The 4173-nt window shown below is 55.8% G+C and carries 5 protein-coding genes and 1 pseudogene; all 6 read left to right on the top strand.

Features of this window, described 5'->3' with window-relative positions; genetic code table 11:
- Positions 1-123 (top strand): annotated as a pseudogene (gene glnQ, locus AQS70_RS23205) (glutamine ABC transporter ATP-binding protein GlnQ); the annotation flags it as partial.
- Positions 124-402: 279 nt separating this feature from the next.
- Entirely contained in the window at positions 403-1062 is a 660-nt protein-coding gene (locus tag AQS70_RS07910) for a FadR/GntR family transcriptional regulator (RefSeq protein ID WP_055102311.1), read from the top strand.
- Positions 1052-2371: a CynX/NimT family MFS transporter gene (locus AQS70_RS07905; RefSeq protein WP_082428064.1), complete on the top strand. Its 1320-nt coding sequence runs from the start codon at positions 1052-1054 to the stop codon at positions 2369-2371. The genes AQS70_RS07910 and AQS70_RS07905 overlap by 11 nt, the downstream gene beginning before the upstream one ends.
- Positions 2372-2427: 56 nt before the next feature.
- Entirely contained in the window at positions 2428-2898 is a 471-nt protein-coding gene (locus AQS70_RS07900; protein ID WP_055102309.1) for a nuclear transport factor 2 family protein, read from the top strand.
- A 9-nt stretch (positions 2899-2907) separates the two neighbouring features.
- On the top strand, positions 2908-3252 hold the full coding sequence (locus AQS70_RS07895; protein WP_055102308.1) for a GIY-YIG nuclease family protein: 345 nt from the start codon (positions 2908-2910) through the stop codon (positions 3250-3252).
- Between the two features lie 15 nt (positions 3253-3267).
- A partial coding sequence (locus AQS70_RS07890) for a glutathione S-transferase family protein (protein ID WP_055102307.1) occupies positions 3268-4173 on the top strand: 906 nt, incomplete at its 3' end.

The following is a 4173-nucleotide window of genomic DNA, read 5'->3' as shown; positions in this document are numbered from 1 at the left end:
GTGGCTAACCGGGTGATCTTTATGGACAAGGGGGAAATCGTCGAACAGGCCGCGCCGAATGACTTCTTCGACAACCCGCAAAACGACCGGACCAAACTGTTTTTGAACCAGATTTTGCATTAAAGATCGCAGCCTTCGGCAGCTCCTACGTGAAGCAGAAGCAAGGCCGTAACGGCTTCAACGGGTATGTCACAACCGCGATCACGAAATACCCAACATCCCCCTGTAGGAGCTGCCGCAGGCTGCGATCTTTTGATCTTTAAAAGCAAAAGATCGCAGCCTGCGGCAGCTCTGCGCGTGGTGTTTGGATAGGTCTTTAATCTGAAGTTGATTGAAGTTGTTCAAGGCGCTGACTAGCATGTAAGAAAATTCATCCTATGATTGGATGACAGGACTAATTACATGACAGACGCGTCTCCATTGATGAAACGTTCTTTGGTCGATCAGGCCCTTGAGCAACTACGCGCGCGAATCAACCAAGGTGCCTGGGAGGTCGGCCAGCGTTTGCCGACCGAACCGGAGTTAGCGGCAGAGCTGGGCATCAGCCGCAACACGGTGCGTGAAGCCATGCGGGTGTTGGTATTTGCTGGGCTGATTGAGATTCGTCAGGGCGACGGCAGTTATTTGCGCGCTCGGGCCGATCCGATGGACAGCTTGCGCACCTTGACTGGCTGCTCGATGGATCAAGTGCGTGAGATGCGCCATATCCTTGAGGTTGAGGCCGTTGGTCTGGCGGCTTTGCGCCGTACCGATGAGGACCTGCGGCTGATGCAGCAGGCACTCGACCTCAGCGGCCAGCATTATCACGGCGAACTCGACACCTATATTTGCTGTGACTTGCAGTTTCATCAGCACTTGATCGACGCCGCGCACAATCCGGCGTTGAGTGAGCTGTACCGCTACACCTCGAGCATTGTCTCCAACCATCTACGCAAGACCTTGGATATTTATCCGCGTCGCCAATCGGTATTTGACCTGCACATCGAGCTATTGGAGGCCGTCAAACAACAAGACCCGCAACGGGCTATGGCGCTTTGCCGGACGTTGATCAATGAACCTTGAGCCGGAGAAGGCAATGAACCATCCCTCGTCAGCCAGCACTGAACCTGTCCGTCATCTGGATGAATGGGAAGAATTACTGATCGACGCTGAAGTGGATGACCAGCCAGATCAACCGACGCCACCGGTGCTAGTGCGCCCTTGGTTATTGCTGTTGGGCTTGGTGTTGGTGGCGTTGAACTTGCGTCCGGCGCTGTCGAGCGTGGCACCGTTGCTGGGCGTGGTATCGGACAGCTTGGGTTTGTCGGCGGCGCAAGCCGGCCTACTGACTACGCTACCCGTGCTGTGTCTTGGGTTGTTTGCACCCTTAGCACCGATTCTGGCCAGGCGATTTGGGACTGAGCGGGTGGTACTCGGGATCCTTCTGACGTTGGGCGTCGGGATTGTAGTGCGCAGTTGCTTTGGGGAAGTCGGTTTATTCGCCGGAAGCATTTTGGCAGGCGCCAGTATTGGAGTGATCGGCGTCTTACTGCCGGGGATTATCAAGCGTGATTTTGCCGGGCATGCGGGCACCATGACTGGCGTCTACACCATGGCATTGTGCTTGGGCGCAGCTTTGGCCGCGGGTGCCACCGTTCCGTTGAGTCACTATCTAGGCGATAGCTGGGCTATGGGCCTGGGTTTTTGGGCGCTACCGGCTTTGCTGGCGGCAATTTTCTGGCTGCCACAGGCGGGTAAGCGCCAAGGCGCGCACAACGTCGCTTATCGGGTGCAGGGGCTTTTGCGTGATCGTCTGGCTTGGCAAGTAACGCTCTACATGGGCCTGCAATCGTCGTTGTCCTACATTGTTTTCGGCTGGCTCCCTTCCATTCTGATTGGGCGTGGCTTAACGCCGACCCAAGCTGGGCTAGTGATGTCGGGCTCGGTCATTGTGCAGTTGGCCACTGCGCTAACAGCGCCTTGGTTGGCAACACGCGGCAAGGATCAGCGTTTGGCTATCGTGCTGGTGATGGGCATGACGTTGGCCGGGTTGTTTGGTTGTCTGTACGCACCGATGGAGCAGCTGTGGATCTGGGCAATTGTGCTGGGGTTGGGGCAGGGTGGTGCGTTTAGCTTGGCGCTGACCTTGATTGTGTTGCGCTCGCGTGACGCGCATGTCGCGGCCAACCTGTCGGGTATGGCCCAAGGTGTTGGTTACACCCTCGCCTCACTCGGACCACTGGCGGTGGGTGTGGTGCATGAAATGACCGGCGGTTGGGACGCTTTAGGTTGGATTTTTGCGGTGATTGGTCTGTGTGCCATTGTTGCCGGGCTGGGGGCGGGGCGTGCGCTGTATGTGAACGTTCAGAGTGAGAAGATCCAAAGCCCGTAGTGTTTCGGTTCATTGCAGATTATTGTGCCTAGATTCGATTAAGCACGGACCCTGCAATGAGCCAAGACCATCAAGCGTTAATCACGCATTTTTATCAGGCGTTTGCACGGTGTGATGCGCAAGCGATGGGCGAGTGCTACACCGATGACGTGCTGTTCAGCGACCCAGTGTTTGGTGAGTTACGCGGCCACAATGCCACCGACATGTGGCGGATGCTGACATCGCGGGCCAAGCAGTTCAGCCTGACCTTCGATCAGGTTCAGGCGGATGGGCAGCACGGCAGCGCTCACTGGGTGGCCACGTATCTGTTTAGTCAAACGGGTAATACGGTGGTTAACGACATTCACGCTCGGTTTGTCTTTCGCGACGGCAAAATTTGCGAACATCACGATCACTTTGATCTGTGGCGCTGGTCGCGCCAAGCGCTCGGTGCCAAAGGCACGTTGCTGGGGTGGACGCCATTGGTCAAAAACGCTATTCGTGCCCAAGCCCAAAAGGGGCTTAAAGCCTACCAAGCCGGGCGTTAAGGAATAAGTGTGACAAGCGTTAGCAACTCTTCAGAGGCGTCGGTTCAAGTGGCCAAGCCTTGGTATGTGTATTTGGTGCGGGCTGCCAATGGTTCGCTGTATTGCGGAATCAGCGATGATCCAGTGCGACGTTTTGCCCAGCATCAGAGCGGTAAAGGAGCGCGCTTCTTTGCCTCCAGCCCTGCTATGGCGCTAGTGTATATCGAGTCCTGGCCCGATAAAGGCGAAGCCTTGCGTCAGGAGCGGCTAATCAAAAAGCTCAAGAAAAGCGCAAAAGAGTGCCTGGTAAACAGTCAGATGGCTCAGTGCCTGCAAGTGAGCTCATCAGGCTCCAGGTTGACGATTCCTACATGACTGACGGATTAAAGAATGTCTGGATTGATTCTTCACCATTACCCAACGTCCCCTTTCGCTAAAAAAACTCGCCTGTTGCTGGGCTTTAAAGGGCTTTCTTGGCACTCAGTACTTATCCCAGCGATGATGCCAAAGCCTGATTTGATTGCGCTGACCGGTGGTTACCGCAAAACCCCTGTGTTGCAAGTCGGGGCGGATATTTACTGCGATACCGCATTAATTGCCCGCCGCTTAGAGCAAGAAAAGTCGACGCCAGCGTTGTTTCCATTGGGCAAGGAACTGGTGGTGAGCACGTTTGCCGCATGGGCTGACGCTGAGCTGTTTCAACATGCGGTCAGTCTGGTGTTTCAACCTGAGTCGGTGGCTGTGCGGTTTTCCAAGCTTTCACCCGAAGCGATCAAGGCTTTTGTGGCGGATCGTGCGGGATTATTCAGTGGCGGCACTGCAACCCGCTTACCGTTAGCCCAAGCCAAGTTGCAATTGCCAGTGCTGATGGCTCGCCTTGAGCAGCAATTGCAACATGGGCAAGGGGACTACCTGTTTGGCGAACCGTCCATAGCCGACTTTGCGTTGGCACATTCGCTGTGGTTCCTCAAAGGCACAGCGGTGACGGCGCCCTTGGTCGATACTTATCCGGCGGTTTCTGCGTGGTTGGCTCGGGTTCTGGATGTGGGTGAAGGCTCACCGACAGACATGAGCGCGGAGCAAGCGCTGGACGTTGCCAAAAGCGCAGAGCCTGTCGCTTTGCCTGAGTTCGATAACAACTGCGGCTTTAATCAAGGCCAGCAGGTGAGCGTTGCTGCGACCGACTATGGCGTTGATCCGGTCGTGGGTGAGTTAGTGCATGTGGGGGCAGAAGAGATCGTTGTGCGCCGCGAAGATCCACGAACCGGCGTGGTACATGTTCACTTTCCGCGCATA

Source organism: Pseudomonas endophytica, from assembly GCF_001411475.1.
Lineage (GTDB): Bacteria > Pseudomonadota > Gammaproteobacteria > Pseudomonadales > Pseudomonadaceae > Aquipseudomonas > Aquipseudomonas endophytica.
The sequence above is the reverse complement of the archived record's forward strand: the minus strand, read 5'-3'. Positions and strand labels throughout refer to the sequence as shown.